At 72.4% G+C, this 16,830-nt stretch carries 14 protein-coding genes and 1 pseudogene; 6 read left to right on the top strand and 9 right to left on the bottom strand.

Going from position 1 to position 16,830, the window contains the following annotated elements; all coding sequences use genetic code 11:
• Positions 1 to 172 precede the first annotated feature (172 nt).
• The 5 genes from AB0M08_RS11420 (at position 173) to AB0M08_RS11400 (ending at position 5,754) form a co-directional block, all read left to right on the top strand.
• A complete protein-coding gene (locus tag AB0M08_RS11420; RefSeq protein ID WP_364491641.1) occupies positions 173 to 1,372 on the top strand; it encodes an aminopeptidase in 1,200 nt (399 codons plus the stop codon).
• The gene (locus AB0M08_RS11415; RefSeq protein ID WP_364491639.1) at positions 1,360 to 2,022 is read left to right on the top strand and encodes a class I SAM-dependent methyltransferase; all 663 of its coding nucleotides are present in this window, start codon (positions 1,360 to 1,362) and stop codon (positions 2,020 to 2,022) included. The genes AB0M08_RS11420 and AB0M08_RS11415 overlap by 13 nt, the downstream gene beginning before the upstream one ends.
• A 173-nt stretch (positions 2,023 to 2,195) precedes the next feature.
• Complete coding sequence (locus AB0M08_RS11410; RefSeq protein ID WP_364491637.1) at positions 2,196 to 3,728, top strand: phospholipase D family protein; 1,533 nt, start codon at positions 2,196 to 2,198, stop codon at positions 3,726 to 3,728.
• Between the two features lie 122 nt (positions 3,729 to 3,850).
• Positions 3,851 to 5,113 (top strand): histidine kinase, encoded by a 1,263-nt coding sequence (locus AB0M08_RS11405; RefSeq protein WP_364491635.1) that lies wholly within the window; start codon positions 3,851 to 3,853, stop codon positions 5,111 to 5,113.
• Positions 5,101 to 5,754 carry a response regulator transcription factor gene (locus AB0M08_RS11400; RefSeq protein ID WP_364491633.1) on the top strand — a complete coding sequence of 218 codons (654 nt, stop codon included), beginning with the start codon at positions 5,101 to 5,103 and terminating at the stop codon, positions 5,752 to 5,754. The genes AB0M08_RS11405 and AB0M08_RS11400 overlap by 13 nt, the downstream gene beginning before the upstream one ends.
• A 91-nt stretch (positions 5,755 to 5,845) precedes the next feature.
• On the opposite strand, the gene AB0M08_RS11395 is transcribed toward AB0M08_RS11400, so the two are convergent.
• The 4 genes from AB0M08_RS11395 to allB are packed head-to-tail and all read right to left on the bottom strand — an operon-like array spanning position 5,846 to position 10,476.
• Positions 5,846 to 7,000 carry a methyltransferase domain-containing protein gene (locus tag AB0M08_RS11395; RefSeq protein ID WP_364491631.1) on the bottom strand — a complete coding sequence of 385 codons (1,155 nt, stop codon included), beginning with the start codon at positions 6,998 to 7,000 and terminating at the stop codon, positions 5,846 to 5,848.
• Positions 7,001 to 7,019: 19 nt separating this feature from the next.
• A complete protein-coding gene (locus AB0M08_RS11390) occupies positions 7,020 to 8,183 on the bottom strand; it encodes a phosphotransferase (RefSeq protein WP_364491629.1) in 1,164 nt (387 codons plus the stop codon).
• Positions 8,168 to 9,154, bottom strand: a complete 987-nt coding sequence (gene alc / locus AB0M08_RS11385; protein WP_364491627.1) for an allantoicase — start codon at positions 9,152 to 9,154, stop codon at positions 8,168 to 8,170. The genes AB0M08_RS11390 and alc overlap by 16 nt, the downstream gene beginning before the upstream one ends.
• Complete coding sequence (gene allB, locus AB0M08_RS11380; protein ID WP_364491625.1) at positions 9,154 to 10,476, bottom strand: allantoinase AllB; 1,323 nt, start codon at positions 10,474 to 10,476, stop codon at positions 9,154 to 9,156. Before allB ends, alc begins: the two co-directional genes overlap by 1 nt.
• A gap of 92 nt (positions 10,477 to 10,568) precedes the next feature.
• Here allB and AB0M08_RS11375 point away from each other — a divergent pair, with 92 nt between their 5' ends.
• Complete coding sequence (locus tag AB0M08_RS11375; protein WP_364491622.1) at positions 10,569 to 10,994, top strand: glutaredoxin domain-containing protein; 426 nt, start codon at positions 10,569 to 10,571, stop codon at positions 10,992 to 10,994.
• A gap of 141 nt (positions 10,995 to 11,135) precedes the next feature.
• On the opposite strand, the gene AB0M08_RS11370 is transcribed toward AB0M08_RS11375, so the two are convergent.
• The 5 genes and pseudogenes from AB0M08_RS11370 to pucL form a co-directional block, all read right to left on the bottom strand.
• Positions 11,136 to 11,753, bottom strand: coding sequence for a hypothetical protein (locus tag AB0M08_RS11370; protein ID WP_364491621.1), 618 nt, complete (start codon positions 11,751 to 11,753; stop codon positions 11,136 to 11,138).
• A 113-nt stretch (positions 11,754 to 11,866) separates the two neighbouring features.
• Entirely contained in the window at positions 11,867 to 13,000 is a 1,134-nt protein-coding gene (locus AB0M08_RS11365) for an aldolase/citrate lyase family protein (RefSeq protein ID WP_364491619.1), read from the bottom strand.
• A 12-nt stretch (positions 13,001 to 13,012) separates the two neighbouring features.
• Positions 13,013 to 14,551 (bottom strand): annotated as a pseudogene (gene aceB, locus AB0M08_RS11360) (malate synthase A); the annotation flags it as partial.
• An 84-nt stretch (positions 14,552 to 14,635) separates the two neighbouring features.
• Positions 14,636 to 15,973, bottom strand: coding sequence for an 8-oxoguanine deaminase (locus AB0M08_RS11355; protein ID WP_364491617.1), 1,338 nt, complete (start codon positions 15,971 to 15,973; stop codon positions 14,636 to 14,638).
• On the bottom strand, positions 15,970 to 16,830 hold the full coding sequence (gene pucL / locus AB0M08_RS11350) for a factor-independent urate hydroxylase (RefSeq protein WP_364491615.1): 861 nt from the start codon (positions 16,828 to 16,830) through the stop codon (positions 15,970 to 15,972). The genes AB0M08_RS11355 and pucL overlap by 4 nt, the downstream gene beginning before the upstream one ends.

The following is a 16,830-nucleotide window of genomic DNA, read 5'->3' as shown; positions in this document are numbered from 1 at the left end:
CCGGGGTGTGTGGAGCGGAGCGACACACCCCGGAGCACCAGCCAGGACCGGGGGCGCGTGACGGCTGGGAGTGGGCACGGGGGTCGCGGAGCCGTGTGGCGGCCGCTTTTTGAGCGCGGGGGGTGCGGCTTGGGGGCGTACGGGAGAAGGGGGTTGAGGTTAATCTGGCGGGATGGACAGGATCGGGCGGTTCGCGGACGTCGTGGTTCGGGCCGGGGTCAACATCCAACCCGGGCAAGGGGTCGTGCTGAACACCGACACGGCTCATCTGGAGATCGCGCGGGCGGTCGTCGAGGCGGCCTACGCGGCGGGCGCCGGCTGGGTGGAGCCGATCTGGACGGACGGGGCGATGCGGCGCTCGGCGGTCGACCACTCCGGGCTGGACGAGTTGCGGGCCAGCCGGCCGTGGGCACTGCAGCGGCTCAGGGAGTGGAGCGAGCAGCGGGTCGCGTTGATCACGCTGGTCGGCGACGCGGATCCGCACGTGCTGGACGGCGCCGATCCGGTGAAGGCGTCGGCGGTGCGGACCGAGGAGTCGAACCTGCGGCGGGGGGCCGTTCTCGGTGGCGGGCTGCGCTGGACCGCGGTCGGCGCCCCGAACGCGGGATGGGCCCGGCAGGTCTTCGGCGAACCGGATGTGGAACGGCTCTGGGACGCGGTCGGCACGGCGATGCGGCTGGACGAGCCGGACCCCGCGGAGGCCTGGCGGCGGCGTTCGGCGACGCTGGGTGAACGCGGTGCGGCGCTGGACGCGCTGGAACTGACCCAGGTGCGGTACGTCGGCGACGGCACCGACCTGACCGTCGGGCTGGTGCCGAACGCGCACTGGACCGGTGGCGGGATGATAGATCCGGACGGCCTGCCGTACATGCCGAACATCCCGACCGAGGAGGTCTTCACCAGCCCGGACCGGGAGACCGCCGAGGGCACGCTGCGGGTCACCAAGCCACTGGTGCTGAACGGGCGGCTGGTGGTCGGGCTGCGGCTGACCTTCGCGAAGGGACGGATCGTCGCGGTCAGCGCCGAGCAGGGCGCGGACATCGTCGAGGCGCAGCTGGAGACCGATCCGGGCGCGCGCTACCTGGGTGAGGTGTCCCTGGTGGACCGGGAGAGCCGGATCGCCAAGGCCGGGATCGTCTTCCACAACACGCTCTTCGACGAGAACGCGGGCTGTCACGTGGCATGGGGGCAGAGCTTCCCGTTCGCGGTGCGGGGCGGGCTCGGGATGAGCGCGGCGGAGCGGACGGCGCTGGGGCTGAACAGCTCGGCCGTGCACACCGACGTGGTGGTCGGCGGCGAGGGCATCACCGTCACCGGGACCGGGCCGAAGGGGACCGTCGACATCATCCGGGACGACGCGTGGGTGCTGTAGCGGCGTACGACGCGATCGCCGACTGGTACGAGTCCGACTTCCTCGCCCGTGACGCGAAGATCGGGATTCCGCAGGCGCTCACCTCGTTGCTGGGTCCCGGTACCGGCCGCTGCCTGGAGATCGGGTGCGGGACCGGGGTCCACGCCGCGCTCCTCGGCGGGCTCGGCTGGACGCCGATCGGTGTGGATCTGTCGGCGGGCATGCTGCGGCACGCCCGCGGGCGGCTTCCGGTCGCGCTCGGAGACGCGGCTTCCCTCCCGGTACGCGATGGTTCGCTGGATGCGGTCGTGGCGGTGATGGTGCACACCGATATGCCGCAGTATCCGGATGTTTTGCGCGAAGTGGCGCGCGTCCTCCGGCCCGGCGGGCGATTCGTTCACATCGGTGGGCATCCGGCGTTCTGTGGTGGCTTCGTGGATCGGAGCGCCGGCGACGCCGTGATCATCCGGCCCGGTTATCGCGACGGGCACTGGACGCGGGCGTCCTGGACCGACCGGGGTGTGCGGGACAAGGTGGGTGCGAGTCACTGGCCGCTGCCCGAGCTGCTGCACGCGTTCGTGGACGCCGGGCTGGTCCTCGAGAGGTTCGCCGAGGGTGGCGCGCCGACGCCGACCACGCTGTCGATCAGGACATCAAGAGCATCGCGGTAGTGCCGAGCAGCACCAGCACGAGCACCGCGATCAGCAGGCCCGTCTCGGCGGAGGTGTCGGCGGTCTCGGTGACGGCCAGCGGCTCACTGCTCATGGGGGTCCTCCGGGGGTTGAGCGAGGGGCGAGCGGGGGACTAACGGGTGAGGACGTCGTCGACCTCGGGAGGGTTGCCCTTGCCACCGCAGGACTGGCTGCTCACTGCCGCTGAACGCGGCAACCCGGACACCTGCATACCCACCTGGTGCACCGGAAACACGGCCGAACCGCTTATTCACGGAAAAACGTACTTCGACCGGCTGACCGTGGAGGTGGAGAAGCTCCGATCGGGTGACCACCTCTTCTTCACCGACTGGCGTGGCGACCCGGACGAGCGGGTCCGCGACGACGGGCCGACGATCGCCCGGCTCTTCGCGGACGCGGCCCGGCGCGGGGTGATCGTGAAGGGGCTGCTCTGGCGGTCGCATATGGACCGGCTGGCGTACAGCGAGCAGGAGAACCGGAACCTCGGCGACGAGATCCGGGCGGCGGGCGGCGAGGTGCTGCTCGACCAGCGGGTCCGGCGCGGCGGGTCGCACCATCAGAAGCTGGTCGTGCTCCGGCATCCGGACCGGCCCGGGGAGGACGTCGCGTTCGCCGGCGGGATCGACCTCTGCCACAGCCGGCGCGACGACGCCGGCCACCACGGCGATCCGCAGTCGGTCCGGATGGCCTCGGTGTACGGGCCGAACCCGCCCTGGCACGACGTCCAGGTGATGCTGCGCGGGCCGGTCGTGGGCGCGCTCGACCTCTCGTTCCGGGAACGGTGGAGCGATCCGGTCGCGCTCGACCAGCACGGGCCGGTCTCCACGCTGACCGACGAGCTGAAACACGCCGATCTGCACGCCGACCGGCTTCCCCCGCGACCGGGCGATCCGCCGGAGTGCGGGCCGCTGACCGTGCAGGTGCTCCGGACGTATCCGGCGATGCGGCCGCCGTACGGCTTCGCGAAGCGGGGTGAGCGGACCGTGGCGCGCGGCTACACCAAGGCGATCCAGCGGGCCCGGCGGCTGATCTACCTGGAGGACCAGTACCTCTGGTCGACCGAGGTGGCGCGGCTCTTCGCGGAGGCCCTGCGCGCCAACCCGGAGCTGCACCTGATCGCCGTCGTGCCGCGCCATCCGGACGTGGACGGGGCGTTCGCGCTGCCGCCGAACCAGGTCGGGCGGGAGAAGGCGCTCGAACTCTGCCGCACCGCGGCCGCCGACCGGGTACACGTCTTCGACCTGCAGAACGACGCGGGGACGCCGATCTACGTACACGCGAAGGTCTGCGTGATCGACGACGTCTGGTGCAGCATCGGCAGCGACAACTTCAACCGCCGCTCGTGGACCCACGACAGCGAGCTGAGCTGCGCGATCCTCGACGACACCCGGGACGGTCGCGCGCCCGCGGATCCGGCCGGCCTGGGTGACGGGGCACGCCGCTTCGCCCGCGAGCTGCGCCTCGCGCTGATGCGCGAGCATCTGGGGCGCGAGGTGGGTGACGACGCCGACCTGGTGGATCCGATCTCCTGCGTACGGGCCGTGGACGCCGGGTCGTCGCGCCTGATCCGGCACGAGACGCAACGGTTGCCGTGGTATCAGCGAGCCTGGGCGATACCCGCCTACCGGCTCGTCTACGACCCGGACGGCCGACCCTGGCGGGACCGCCGGGCGGGTACCTGGTGATCATGGTCCGTGAAACCATTCATTCGCACAGGTTCGGGCACCTCGAGGTATAGCTGGGTATACCTCGAGGAGTAGTGCTGGCGTCATCGGCCCGGAGGTGGGCGCGTGGCTACCGTGAGCGCATGTCCCACCACATCGGATCCGTGCTCCGTACGCGGCGCTACCCGCTCTCCTCCTGGCCGTGGCGCGCGCTGGCCTCGCTAGCGGTCACCGCGCTGATCTGCGTCCCGGCGGCCGGCCCGGTCTGGCTGCTGATCCTCCCGTGGCTGGTGACCGGCCGCGAGATCCTGCACGGGCGGGCGCCCCGGCCCGCGGTGGTCGTCGTCGCCCTCCTCGCCGTGGCGTTCTTCGTCGCGCTCGGCCTGGTGCTGGTCCGGCCGCTCACCACACTGGAGCGATGGCGGCTCCCGCTGATCGACCCGCGCCCGCTGCCCACCCGGCCGGCGGAGGACCTGACCTGGCGGGCGCTGCTCTACGCGGTGCTGCTCGGATTGCTCGGGCCGCCCCTCTTCACCGGGCTGGGGCTCGCGGCCTTCACCGTCGCGCTGATGATCAGCAGTCCGCTCGGCACCGCGTTCGGCGTCGAGTCCTGGCAGTTCGGGACGGTCACCATCCACGACGGGTGGCAGGCGCTGCCGATCTGCCTGGCCGGGATCGTCCTGCTCCCGGTGCTGCTCTACGTGTTCGGCGGGCTCGCGGCCGGGCAGGCGTGGGTCGTCCGGCGGCTGCTCGGCGGCGGGGACGGCCTGCGGGACCAGCTGACCGAGGTGTCCCGGTCCCGGGCCCGGCTGGCGGACGCGTTCGAGGCGGAGCGGCGGCGGATCGAGCGGGATCTGCACGACGGGGCGCAGCACCGGCTGACCAGCCTGACCCTGCACCTCGGGATGGCACAGCTGGACCTGCCGGAGGGTTCGCCGGCCGCGGAGCCGCTCGGGCTGGCCCACACGCAGGCCAAGGAGCTGATGGTGGTGCTGCGCGACCTGGTGCACGGGATCCGGCCGCAGTCGCTGACCGACCTCGGGTTGCCGGCGGCGCTGCGGGAACTGGCGGGCGGCTCGGCGGTGCCGGTCACCGTGGACACCGCGGTGATCACCGGGCGGCTGCCGGAGCGCGTCGAGACGACGGCCTACTTCGTGGCGGCCGAGGCCCTCGCCAACGTGGCCAAGCACGCTCGGGCCGCCTCGGTCCGGCTGCGATTGACGTACGGCGGGGAGCAACTCGCCCTGGAGGTCCTGGACGACGGGCGGGGCGGCGCCGACCCCGCGCGCGGCAGCGGGCTGACCGGGCTGGCCGACCGGGTGGCGGCGGTCGACGGACGGCTGCTGCTGGCGAGCCCGGAGGGCGGGCCGACCCTGCTGCGGGTGGAGCTGCCGTGCCCGCGGTGACGCGTGTCGTGCTCGCCGAGGACGGCGTCCTGCTGCGGGAGGGGATGGCGGGGCTGCTGGCGCGGTTCGGGTTCACCGTGGTGGCAGCGGTCGGCGACGCGGCGGAACTGCTCGCGGCGGTGGCCGCGCACGAGCCCGACCTGGTGGTCACCGACATCAAGATGCCGCCGGACTTCCGCGACGAGGGCCTGCGGGCGGCGGTCCGGCTGCGGCGGGAACGGCCCGGGCTGCCCGTCGTGGTGCTGAGCCAGTACGTGCAGGATCAGTATGCCGCCGACCTGATCGGCACCGGGGACGGCGTGGGCTACCTGCTGAAGGACCGGGTCGCCGACATCGCCGAGTTCGTGGCGGCACTGCGGACCGTGCTGGCGGGCGGCACGGTGGTCGACCCGGAGGTGGTCCGTCGGCTGCTGCACCGGCCCCGGGATCCGCTGGCCGGGCTCTCCGGGCGGGAACGCGAGGTGCTGGGGTTGATCGCGGAGGGGCGCTCGAACTCGGCGATCGCGGCCGGCCTGTTCATCAGCGAGCCGGCGGTGGGCAAGCACGTGGGGAACATCCTGGCCAAGCTGGGGCTCCCCCCGACCGACGACACGAACCGGCGGGTGCTCGCGGTGCTGACATATCTCAAGGCCGACCTCTGACTCCGCGCTGACCACACGCCGACGCCCCGGCACGGCCGACCGTGCACGCCCACGGCCCCCGTACCGGGGACTTCGCTGTTCAGTGCGGGGTTCAGGGGGTGAGCGTCCACGTGTGCGGGGTCCAGATCGGGGTGGCCGGGTCGCCGTCGAGAGCCAGCTCGATGGTCCAGTCGCGCATCGACGGGCGGGCGGCGGACTGCCAGCGCGTGATCAGGGAAGCGGCGTCGCCCAGCAGCGCGGGATCGGCGACCTGGACCGAGACGTCGTCCACCCGCCGCCCCTCGGCCCGGATCGAGCCGTCGGGCGACACGACCACGATGCCGACGGCCGCCCGGAATTCGGCGGCGCCGGGGTCAGCGGCGACAGGAGCGGGGACGGGGGCGGTGGGGGTGGGGGTGGGGGTGGGGGTGGGAGCGGGGGCGGGAGGGCGGAGGGCGAGCTGGTTCTCGGCGCGGGTGGCCGCGGGGCTCCAGACGCCCGCGGCGTACCAGAGGTCGCGGTAGGACGCGGAGTCCAGCGGTGGGGAGAACCGTGGTGGCGCCGCCTCCAGCAGGTCTGCCGGGGGCTTGAACGGGGCGGGGTGGCGGTGCAGGGCCGTCAGCGGGCCCGCGGCGCTCATGAAACCGGCGGGGCAGATCACCCGTGCCCGGCGGCCGTGGACCTTCAGGACCGGGTGGGTGCCGGCGTGCTCGACCGGGGCGATCACGAAGCCGTCCGGGGTCAGCCGGCCGAACCAGTGTGGGGAGAGGCCGGCCACGCCGACGGTCACCACCACGCGGTCGAAGGGGCCGGTGACCGCGTGGTATCCGTCGGCGCACTCCACGCGTACCTCGGGGAAACCGGCACGGCCGAGAGCCGCCCGTGCCCCGGCGGCCACGTCGGGCTGGACGTCGATGGTGGTCACCACCGCGCCGAGGGATGACATCAGGGCGGCGTGGTAGCCGGTGCCGGCGCCGATCTCCAGGACGCGCACGCCGGGGTGCAGGTCCAGGGCGCCGAGCATCACGGCCATCAGCGAGGGCTGGCTGGACGAGCTGGTGGCGGTCTCGCCGGACATCTTGGTGATCAGGGCGTCGTCGGCGTACACCTCGGTCAGGAAGTTCGGATCGGTGGGCGCGACCCGGGTGCCGTCGCGGCGCCGGAAGCCGTCCGGGACGAAGAGCTCGCGGCGCACGGTGGCGAAGGCGCGGGCCAGGCGGGGGCTGAGCGGGACGTCGCGGCGGATCCGAGCGAGATAGTCGTCCATGGATCACACGGTACGAAAATCAGACGGCGCCGGAGAGCCTCGCCGCCGTCTCCAGGCAGCCCGGCACGTCGGCGGAGTGGTACGGCCACTCCGCCGGCTCGATCTCGGCCAGGAACCCGGCGTACGTGACCGCCCCGCGCAGCGCCGCCACCGGGCGCAGCAGGTCGACGGCCCGCTCCGGCTCACATCCCGGCACCGCCGCGCGCCACCGCGCCGCCCACGCCGTCACGAGCGGGCCCGGATCGTCCAGGTCCTCGGTCAGCCGGAGCACGTCGAAGACCGGGCTGCCCACCCCGCCGTCACCCCAGTCGACGATGACCAGGCCGTCCGGGGCGGTACGCACGTTCCCCGGATGCAGGTCGCCGTGGATCAGGGTGTCCGGCAGTCCGCACTCCGCCGCCGCCGCGAGCCGGGCGGGCAGCCCGTCGATCAGTTCGGGCAGCCCGGGTATCCCGTCGAGGTAGGGTCCGGCCACGCAGGCGAACCGGCCCGCGTCCAGCCGGTGATCGGGCAGACCGGACGTGAGGAGCTCCGGGATCCGGCCCGCGAAGTACTCCTGCACCGGCGCGAACGCGTGCATCACGGCGGTGCACACGTCGAGCCCGGCGCCGTACCGGTCCTCCCCCGGCGCGTGGGCCAGCAGCATCCGCCCGTCCCCGCCCGCGGCCATCACGTAGGGCACCAGCCCCGGCGCCACCTCGTCGACGAGGCTCAGGACGGCCGGCTCGTGCGCGTAGAACGACGGCACCTGTTTGAGCCACGCGACCGGTGAGCGTTCCGGGCTGAGGAAGGCCCAGATGGCCGAGAGGTTCCACGTCCGCATCTGCAGCGGCGTCAGCCCGGTCAGCCCGAGCCGGTCGAGCGCCCCGGCCGCCCAGGCCAGCGAGGCCGCCGGGCCGCCCGGCACCGCCCACGGCGCCCGCCTCGGGTGGAGCGCCGGGTCGGCCCCGAGCGGGATCAGCCCGTCCGGGTGGGCGCGGGTCTCCGCCAGATAGGTGACGTGCCCGCCGGGCGGGTGCTCGCGGTCCGCGTGCAGCAGCCGCAGCACGTCGACCTCGATCCCGGCGCCCGCGACCACCTCGGCGACCTCCTGCCACCAGGGGCTGTCGACGGTGAACGACGGTAACGCGCCGAGCAGGGCACCGTCCGGGTCGGCCAGCACCAGGGTCACTGTTCGCGGCATTGCTCCATTCTCGCCCACAGCGCGTCCCGGTCGGCCCGACCGTGCAGACGGAGCCGGGCCATCCCGCCGTCCGGGAAGATGTCCAGCCGGACGTGGGTCACGTCGCCCGCCTTGGCCAGCGGGAACCGGTGCGGGGTGTCCGGGCGCAGCGCCGTCCGGGGCAGCAGCTCCACCTCCTCGCCGTCGGCGGTGAAACCGGTCAGGGCCGCCCAGCCGGGGGCGTTGCCCTTGAAGTGGCTGGTGTCCAGGTCGGCGAAGTGCAGCCTGGCGGGGGCGGCGAGCTTGACGATCGACCAGTCGTTGGCGTCGTCGCGGCGGCGGGAGGTCTCCCAGCCGTCGCCCATGTTCTGGGCAAGACCGGGCATCAGCATCCGGCCCGGGTGGCCGTAGAACATGTTGCTGCACTCGGTGACGGTCGCGCCGTACTCGGCGGCGGCCACGTTGAAGATCTTCGGGAGCAGGTCCGGGTCGGGGACCACCTCGCCGTGCACCCGCAGCCGGGCCACCCCGCCGTCCGGGAAGATGTTGAGCCGGACGTGGGTGAAGCGGCGCCGGTCGGCGACCGCGTACAGGTTGGCGGAGTCGCCCTTGAGCGGGGAGCGGGGCAGGATCTCCACCCAGTCGGCACCGGCCAGCTCGTCCGGGCCGGGGTAGCCGGGGAGCGCGACCGCCTCGACGGACGCGTACGGCGGGAAGTTGCCGGTGAAGAACGCGGTGTCGACGTCCACCCCGTGGATCACGCCGGGGGCGCCGAGCCGGATCACCGCCCAGTCGTGCCCGGCGGACCGGCGGCGGCGGGTCTCCCAGCCGTCGTACACCTGTCCCTTGTGGTCGAAGGTCTTCGGGGCGTGACCGGGCGCGGCCGGCAGGACCAGGTGGTCGGCCGCGGCGAAGAACTCGTCGTTGGCGTGGACCACGCCTGAGCCGAAGGCCCGTGACGCCAGGTCCGGCAGTGCGGTGAACTCCCCCATCAGGATCCCTCCCGAGACGACAGCGTCAGGAAACGGCCGGTCGGCGCGGTCCCGGTGACGGGCCGGCCGCGAAGCCAGGTGGTGCGGACGACGCCGGAGAGCTTCTTTCCGGCGTACGGCGTGACGGGGTTCTTGTGGTGCAGGGCATGCGCATCCACCACGAACTCCGCGGACGGGTCGAAAGCCACCAGGTCCGCGTCGGCCCCGACGGCGATCCGGCCCTTGTTCGCCAGGCCCACCAGGTCGGCGGGGCGGCGTGCCATCCAGCTCACCACGTCGGCGAGGGAGTGTCCACGCTCCGCCGCCGAGGTCCAGATCACCGGCAGGCCCAGTTGCACCGAGGCTATCCCGCCCCACGCTGCCGCGAAGTCGCCGGTGTCCTGCCGCTTCAGCTCCGGGGTGCACGGCGAGTGGTCGCTGACCACGCAGGTGATCAGGCCGTCGGCCAGGGCCGCCCAGAGGAGATCGGCGTTCACGGCGTCCCGGATCGGCGGGCAGCACTTGAACTCGGTCGCCCCGTCCGGGATCTCGTCCGCGTTCAGCGTGAGGTAGTGCGGGCAGGTCTCGGCGGTCACGCGTACCCCCTCCGCTCTCGCCGACGCGATGAGCGGAAGCGCGGACGCGGCCGAGAGGTGCAGGATGTGCACGCGCCGCCCCGCCTCGCGGGCGGTCGCGATCGCGGTGGCGACGGCCGCGTGCTCGGCGTCGGCCGGCCGGGAGGCGAGGAAGTCCCCGTAGGCGGCCGAGCTCGCCGCGTCGTGCAGGTGATCCGGGTCCTCGGCGTGCACCACGAAGAGCGCGTCCGCCTCGGCCATCGCCGCGCCCAGCTGCGCCGCGCCGACCGGCGGGAACTCCGGCACGCCCGAGTCGGCGAGGAACGCCTTGAAGCCGAAGACCCCGGCCCGGTGCAGGTCGGCGATCTCCCCCGCGTTGCCCGGGATCGCGCCGCCCCAGAACCCGACGTCGACGTGGCACTGACCGGCGGCCGCGGCCTGCTTGATCGCCAGCGCCTCGACGCTGACCGTGGGTGGCAGGCTGTTCAGCGGCATGTCGACGATCGTGGTGACGCCGCCGGCGGCCGCGGCCCGGGTGGCGCTCGCGAAGCCCTCCCACTCGGTCCGGCCCGGCTCGTTGACGTGCACGTGCGTGTCGACCAGGCCGGGGAGCAGCGCCACGTCGCCGAGGTCCACGTCCTCGGCGGCCGGCAGCTCCGCATCGTACGGAAGCAAGGAAGCGATCTTCCCGCCCTGGACCACGACCGACGCCGGCTGCTCACCGCCGGGCAGGACCGCCCGCCGGGACCGCACTACAAGATCCACCATCAGCCGACCCTACTCACGATTTGTTACGCGGTGCAGCCTTCCGCCTCGCGTGGGATATCGAACCTCGCAACACGGGAGTAACCTCCGGCCTCATGCAGCGACGGTGGCGGCTGGCGACGGTGGTCGCGGCCTGCGGTGTGGTGCTCGCCCTGGTCAAGATCTCGGCGGACGCCCCGGTCAGCGCCGCGATCTGGCTGGCAGTCTTCCTGATCTTCGCGCTGGTCTCGTCGCCGCTCCTCTTCCCCCGGCACGAGCGGGCCGCGGCCGCCGTCGCCGACGGCCGCCCGGTGGTCTACTGGCGTCCCGGTTGCCCGTTCTGTGTGCGCCTGCGGGCCCGCCTCGGCCCGGACGCCGCCCGTCTGCACTGGGTCGACATCTGGCAGGACCCGGAGGGCGCCGCCACGGTCCGCTCCATCACCGGCGGCGACGAGACGGTCCCGACGGTCGTCCTGGCCGGCAGGGGCTACGTGAACCCGGACCCGTCATGGCTCCGCGACCAGCTACAACCCACTTCCTAAGAGCTTCTCCGGTACGCGCTCCCCGCCGCCCCCGCGCTCAAAAGGCGGCCCCGTCACGGGGCCGCGAGCTCCGTGCCCACTCCCGGCCATAGCGCGCCCGCGGGTCCTGGCTGGTGTTCAGCCAGGACCCGCGGGCGGACGTCAGACCTCGTGGTGATCGCCGTCGACGATGCGGAACCGGACGTTGTGGCGGGTACGGCGGCGGAACTCGGCCCACTGCTCCTCGGTCCACTCCTCCGGGTCGCCCTCGCCGATCTCGTCGATGTCCGGCTGGATCTCCGCGTAGACGGCGAAGACCCGGTTGTCGACGACCTCGATCCGCCACCGGTCGGACGGCTCCTCGCCCTGCGCCTCGATCACGCCGTTGAGCACGTGGTCGAAGGTGAAGTAGCGGAAGTACTCGGGGTACTCACGGCCGGGCACCGGGGCGGCCAGCTCGGCGGCGACCCGCGCACCGGGCTGCAGGAAGGTGACCACGAGGTACTCGAACCAGGCCTCGGCGTCGTAGAACTTCTCCATGCCGTTCCAGCCGATCGCGGCACCGGCCACGTCGGACTCCCAGGAGACGTAGAGGCCGGGCACCCCGGCGGGCGGCTCGTGCGGATCGGTGACGTCGTCCATCCCGGCGTCCAGCGTGTACGGACCCCGGGCCCGCTCGACGTGCCGGATGTTCGCGTACCGATGCAGGTATTCGATCTCGTACCCGTTCAGCGGCGGGCTGATCGTGACCTGCCCGGTGAAGTCGGTCGTGTATCCCACAGCTCTCCTCCCCGTCTCCTCCCCGCCGGATCCCAGCAGGAAGATCATGATGACGGAGAGGATCGCCGCGAGATAGACCGGGCGGCCAAGTCTGCACCGGACCTCAGCAAGAATTAAGCCACCAGCGTCACCAGTTCGCCGCGCGGGAAACCCGCGTCGGTCAGCGCGCCGCAGTCCAGGCCGCGCAGCAGGTACCCGGCGAGCGCGCGGGCGGTGGCCGGCTCGTCGGCGATCCCGCTCTCCTGCCGGGCCAGGTACCGGTGCAGGCGATCGGCCGCCGCGTCCCGCCCGTCCCGGAAGAACTCGTAGGTGGCCGCGTACCGGGTGGGCAGTTGCGCGGGGTGCAGGTCCCAGCCCTGGTAGAAGCCGCGTTCCAGGGAGCGGCGGACCAGCCGGTGGTGCAGTCGCCACGCCTCGAGGATCGCGGGGCGCTCGCCGACCGGGAGGATGTTGGTCGAGCCGTCCGAGAGGCGTACCCCGGTCTGCGCGGCCGCCGCCTGCATGACCGCCTTGGCGTAGTCGGCGACCGGGTGCTCCATCGACTGGTACGCGGCGGCCACCCCGGCGGCGGCGCTGTAGTCGTACGTGCCGTAGTGCAGCCCGGTGCAGCGCCCGGCGGCCGCGGTGATCAGATTCGCCACCGCCGCGGTGCCGTCCGCGGCGAGGATCGCCGACGGCAGCTCGACCTGGATCTCGAAGGTCAGCCGGTCTCTGGAAAGACCGCCTTCCAGCTTCTCGCAGAGAGTGACCATCGCCTCGACCTGGGCCGGGCCGCTGACCTTGGGCAGGGTGATCGTGACGACGTCCTGATAGGAATCCAGGAACAGGTCGAGCGTGCGCATCGCGCGGCGGCGGGTCGCCGCCTCCAGGGACTTGATCCGCAGGCCGAGGAAGGGCGGGCGGGGGCCGTCGGCGAGGATCGCGGCCGCCCGGCGTACCGCGGCGTCCTCCTGCGCGTCGTCGCGGACGCCGTACCCGTCCTCGAAGTCGACCCGCAGGTCCTCGATCGGCTCGAGCTCCAGCTTGGCCCGGATCGCCGGGTCGTCCCAGGGGAAGTCGTTCTCGTCCATGGCGGCCAGGGCGATCGCGCCCCAGTCCCGGAACCCGTCGAGCCGGTCGGCGGGCACGTAGACGGTGTGCACCGGTTGCCGGCCGGCGCGCTCCCCCGGGTACCGGTCCCGGAGGAACGCGTCGTGCGCGGCGAGGCGCCCGTCGATCTCGGTGTAGTCATGATCGGACAGGCGCATGTGTCTCTGCTTTCAGTCGATCGAGTCGTACGCGGCGCTGGTCAGGAAGTCGGCGAAGTCGTCGGCGAGGGCCACCCGCTCGAAGAGCTTGCGGGCGTCGTCGAAGCGGCCACCCTCGCCCGCGGCCTCCTTGATCTTCACGAGTTCCTCGTCCTCGATCCGGGCGACCAGCTCGGCGGTGATCGGGGTGCCGTCCGGCAGCTTCACGCTGTTGTGGATCCACTGCCAGATCTGCGAGCGGGAGATCTCCGCGGTGGCGGCGTCCTCCATCAGGTTGTGGATCGCGACCGCGCCGTTCCCGCGCAGCCAGGCCTCCAGGTACTGCAGCGCCACGTTGACGTTGTTGCGCAGCCCGGCCTCGGTGACCTGGGCGTCCAGCGCGGCCACGTCGAGCAGGTCCCGGGCGTCGACCGCGACGTCCGGGCGCAGCTTGCCGAGCTGGTTCGGCCGGTCGCCGAGCACCCGGTCGAAGATCGCCTGGCAGACCGGAACCAGGTCGGGGTGGGCCACCCAGGAGCCGTCGAAGCCGTCGCCGGCCTCGCGCTCCTTGTCCTCGTTGACCTTGGCGAGCGCCACCTCGTTGACGGCCGGGTCGCGGCGGCTCGGGATGAAGGCGGCCATCCCGCCCATCGCGAACGCGCCCCGCCGGTGGCAGGTGGCGACCAGCAGCTCGGAGTAGGCCCGCATGAACGGCGCGGTCATCGTCACCGAGGCGCGGTCCGGCAGGATCATCCGCGGGTTGTCCCGGAAGTACTTGATGATGCTGAAGAGGTAGTCCCAGCGTCCCGCGTTCAGCCCGGAGATGTGCGGGCGGAGCGCGTAGAGGATCTCCTCCATCTCGAACGCCGCCGGGATGGTCTCGATCAGCACGGTGGCGCGGATGGTGCCGACCGGGATGTTCAGCGTCTCCTGCGCGTACGTGAAGACGTCGTTCCAGAGCGCAGCCTCTTTGTGCGACTCCATCTTCGGCAGGTAGAAGTACGGCCCGCTGCCGCGTTCGAGCAGCTCCTTGGCGTTGTGGAAGAGGTAGAGCCCGAAATCGACCAGCGCGCCGACGGCCGGCTCGCCGTCCACCGGCAGGTGCCGCTCGTCGAGGTGCCAGCCGCGGGGCCGCATCACGATCGTCGGGTACGGCCCGCCCTTCAGTTCGTACTTCTTGGACGACGTCTCCAGCGTGATCGTCCGGCGGATCGCGTCGTACAGGTTCCGCTGGCCGTCGACCACGTTCTGCCAGTGCGGGGTGTTCGCGTCCTCCAGGTCGGCGAGCCAGACCTTGGCGCCGGAGTTGAGCGCGTTGATGGTCATCTTGCGCTCGGTCGGGCCGGTGATCTCGACGCGCCGGTCCTGGAGGTCGGCGGGGGCGGGCGGCGCCGACCACTCGGCGGCCCGGATGTCGGCGGTCTCGGCGAGGAAGCCGAGGGTGGCCCCCGCGGCGATCTCGGCCCGCCGGGCGGCACGCGCCTGGAGGAGCTCGTTCCGGCGCGGCCGGAACCGCCGGTTCAGGTCGGCGACGAACGCCACGGCCTCATCGGACAGGATCTCGGTCATCGTTGACGGCTCCTCTCGGTGTGGTTACTCACCCGTAACGTAGCCGAGGTAGTGTCCGCCGTCACTGGGACCGCCGAGCCAGAATGATCACACCATCAGCTTCCGGTGCACCCGGCGCGCTTCCCGGGCGAGCGTCTCCTCGTCGGCGTTGACCAGCTCACCGCGCTCGACCACCGGGTCGCCGCCGACCAGCGCCAGCTCGACCGGCGCCGTCGGGCCGAAGACCAGCGCGGCCACCTTGTCGTCCACGCCGTCGTGACCGAGCCCGTCCAGCCGCCACATCACCAGGTCGGCGAGCTTGCCCACCTCGAGCGAGCCGATGTCGTCCTCCCGGCCGAGGCAGCGGGCGCCGCCCATGGTGCCGAGGCGCAGCGCCTCCAACGCGGTCATCGCCGTCGGGCCGCCGCGGAGCCGCGCGGTGTAGAGCGCCTGCCGCAGTTCGGCGCTGATCTGCGAGACCTCCTGCGAGGCGGCGCCGTCCACGCCCAGGCCGACCGGGACACCGGCGTCGACCAGCTCGCGGACCCGGGCCATGCCGGCGCCGAGCCGGGCGTTCGAGCTCGGGCAGTGCGCCACCCCGGTACGCGTCGCGCCGAGCCGGGCGATCTCCTTGTCGCTGAAGTGCACGCCGTGCGCCAGCCAGACGTCCTCGCCGAGCCAGCCGACCCGGTCCGCGTACTCGACCGGGGTGCAGCCGAACCGCTCCAGGCAGAACTGCTCCTCGTCGTCGGTCTCGGCGAGGTGGGTGTGCAGGCGGACACCCTTGCGCCGGGCGAGGACCGCGGCCTCCTCCATCAGCCGGGTGGTGACCGAGAAGGGCGAGCAGGGCGCGACCGCGATCCGCAGCATCGAGCCGGGCGACGGGTCGTGCCAGCGGTCGATCGCGGCCTCGGTCGCGGCGAGCGCCTCGTCGGTCTCCTCGACCACGTGGTCCGGCGGAAGGCCGCCGTCCTTGCGGCTCAGGTCCATCGAGCCCCGGGTCGGGTGGAACCGGAGCCCGATCCGCCGGGCCGCCTCGATCTCGGCCTCGAGGACGTCGCCGCCGTCGCGCGGGAAGACGTAGTGGTGGTCCATGCTGGTAGTACACCCGGAGAGCGCGAGCCACCCCAGGCCGGCGGCGGCTGCGGCGCCGGTGACGTCCGCGTCGAGCCGCCCCCAGATCGGGTAGAGCGTGGTCAGCCAGCCGAAGAGCGTCTCGTCGAGGGCGAGCCCGCGGGTGGCCCACTGGTAGAGGTGGTGATGGCTGTTGACGAGTCCCGGGGTGACCAGATGGCCCTTTCCATCAACCCTTTTACCGGACATCTCGGTTTTACCCGGACCAACCGCCGCGATCCGCCCGTCATCCCCGACAACGACGTGACCGTCGGTGTGGACCGTGTCGTTCGCGTCGACCGTCGCGACCGTGACGTTCTCGATGACGATCACAGGTACCACTCCGCGCTCGCCGCGGGCACGTCGTCCCGGGTCACGGTCCCCTCGATCAGCCCGTACGGCCGGTCCCCGGCGATGAAGACCTCGTTCTCGTTCGTCAGGTCGAAGGCCGAGAGGTCCACCAGGTAGTGGTGCTTGTTCGGCAGCGCCAGCCGCACCTCGGCGATCTCCGGCCGGGTGGTCAGCACCCGGGTGCCCATCGCCAGCAGCGTCTGCTGCAGCGAGTAGCTGTACGTGCCGGCGAACGCGCTCTTCAGACCGTCCAGCGCGCCCTCGAACGACGCACCCCAGTCGGCGTCGTCGCCGAGGTGCCGCCACTTCGCGTCCACCGCGGTGGCCAGGATCCGGTCGGTCGCCTCGGGCAGCGTGGTGTACCGGTCCTTGACGAACCCGTGGAACTCCGACGCCGTGGTGTTCAGCAGCACCAGCCCGCTGACGCCGGAGACCACCTGGGCCCCGTCGGCGGTCACGGTGACCACGGTGGTCCGGGTGAAGTCGCCCCTGCGCTGGAACGAGTGCGGCCCGAGGCGCTCCCAGGCCACCGACTCGATGGTCACCTTCGCCGACGACACCTGCCCCTGGGTGGTCACGAAGTGCCGCCCCAGCAGCAGCGCGAACGCCTCCGGCTCGCCGACCGGGTGCTCCTTGGCGAACGCGTACACGGTGTTCTTCATCGTGTCGGTGGGCAGCACGCCGGAGTTGTCGCCGGTCAGGTGGGTCGCGGTCAGGTCACCGGAGAGCGCGACGCTGACGTTGAAGTCCACCAGTCCATGCGTGTCGCCGTCCCGGTGCACGCGGACCAGCCGGGTCTCCGCCTTGCCGTACCGGTTCGGTCCGAGCACGATCGCCAA

Source organism: Actinoplanes sp. NPDC051851, from assembly GCF_040681165.1.
GTDB lineage: Bacteria > Actinomycetota > Actinomycetes > Mycobacteriales > Micromonosporaceae > Actinoplanes.
Note: the sequence above shows the minus strand (reverse complement) of the source record. Positions and strands in the feature narration are given on the sequence as shown.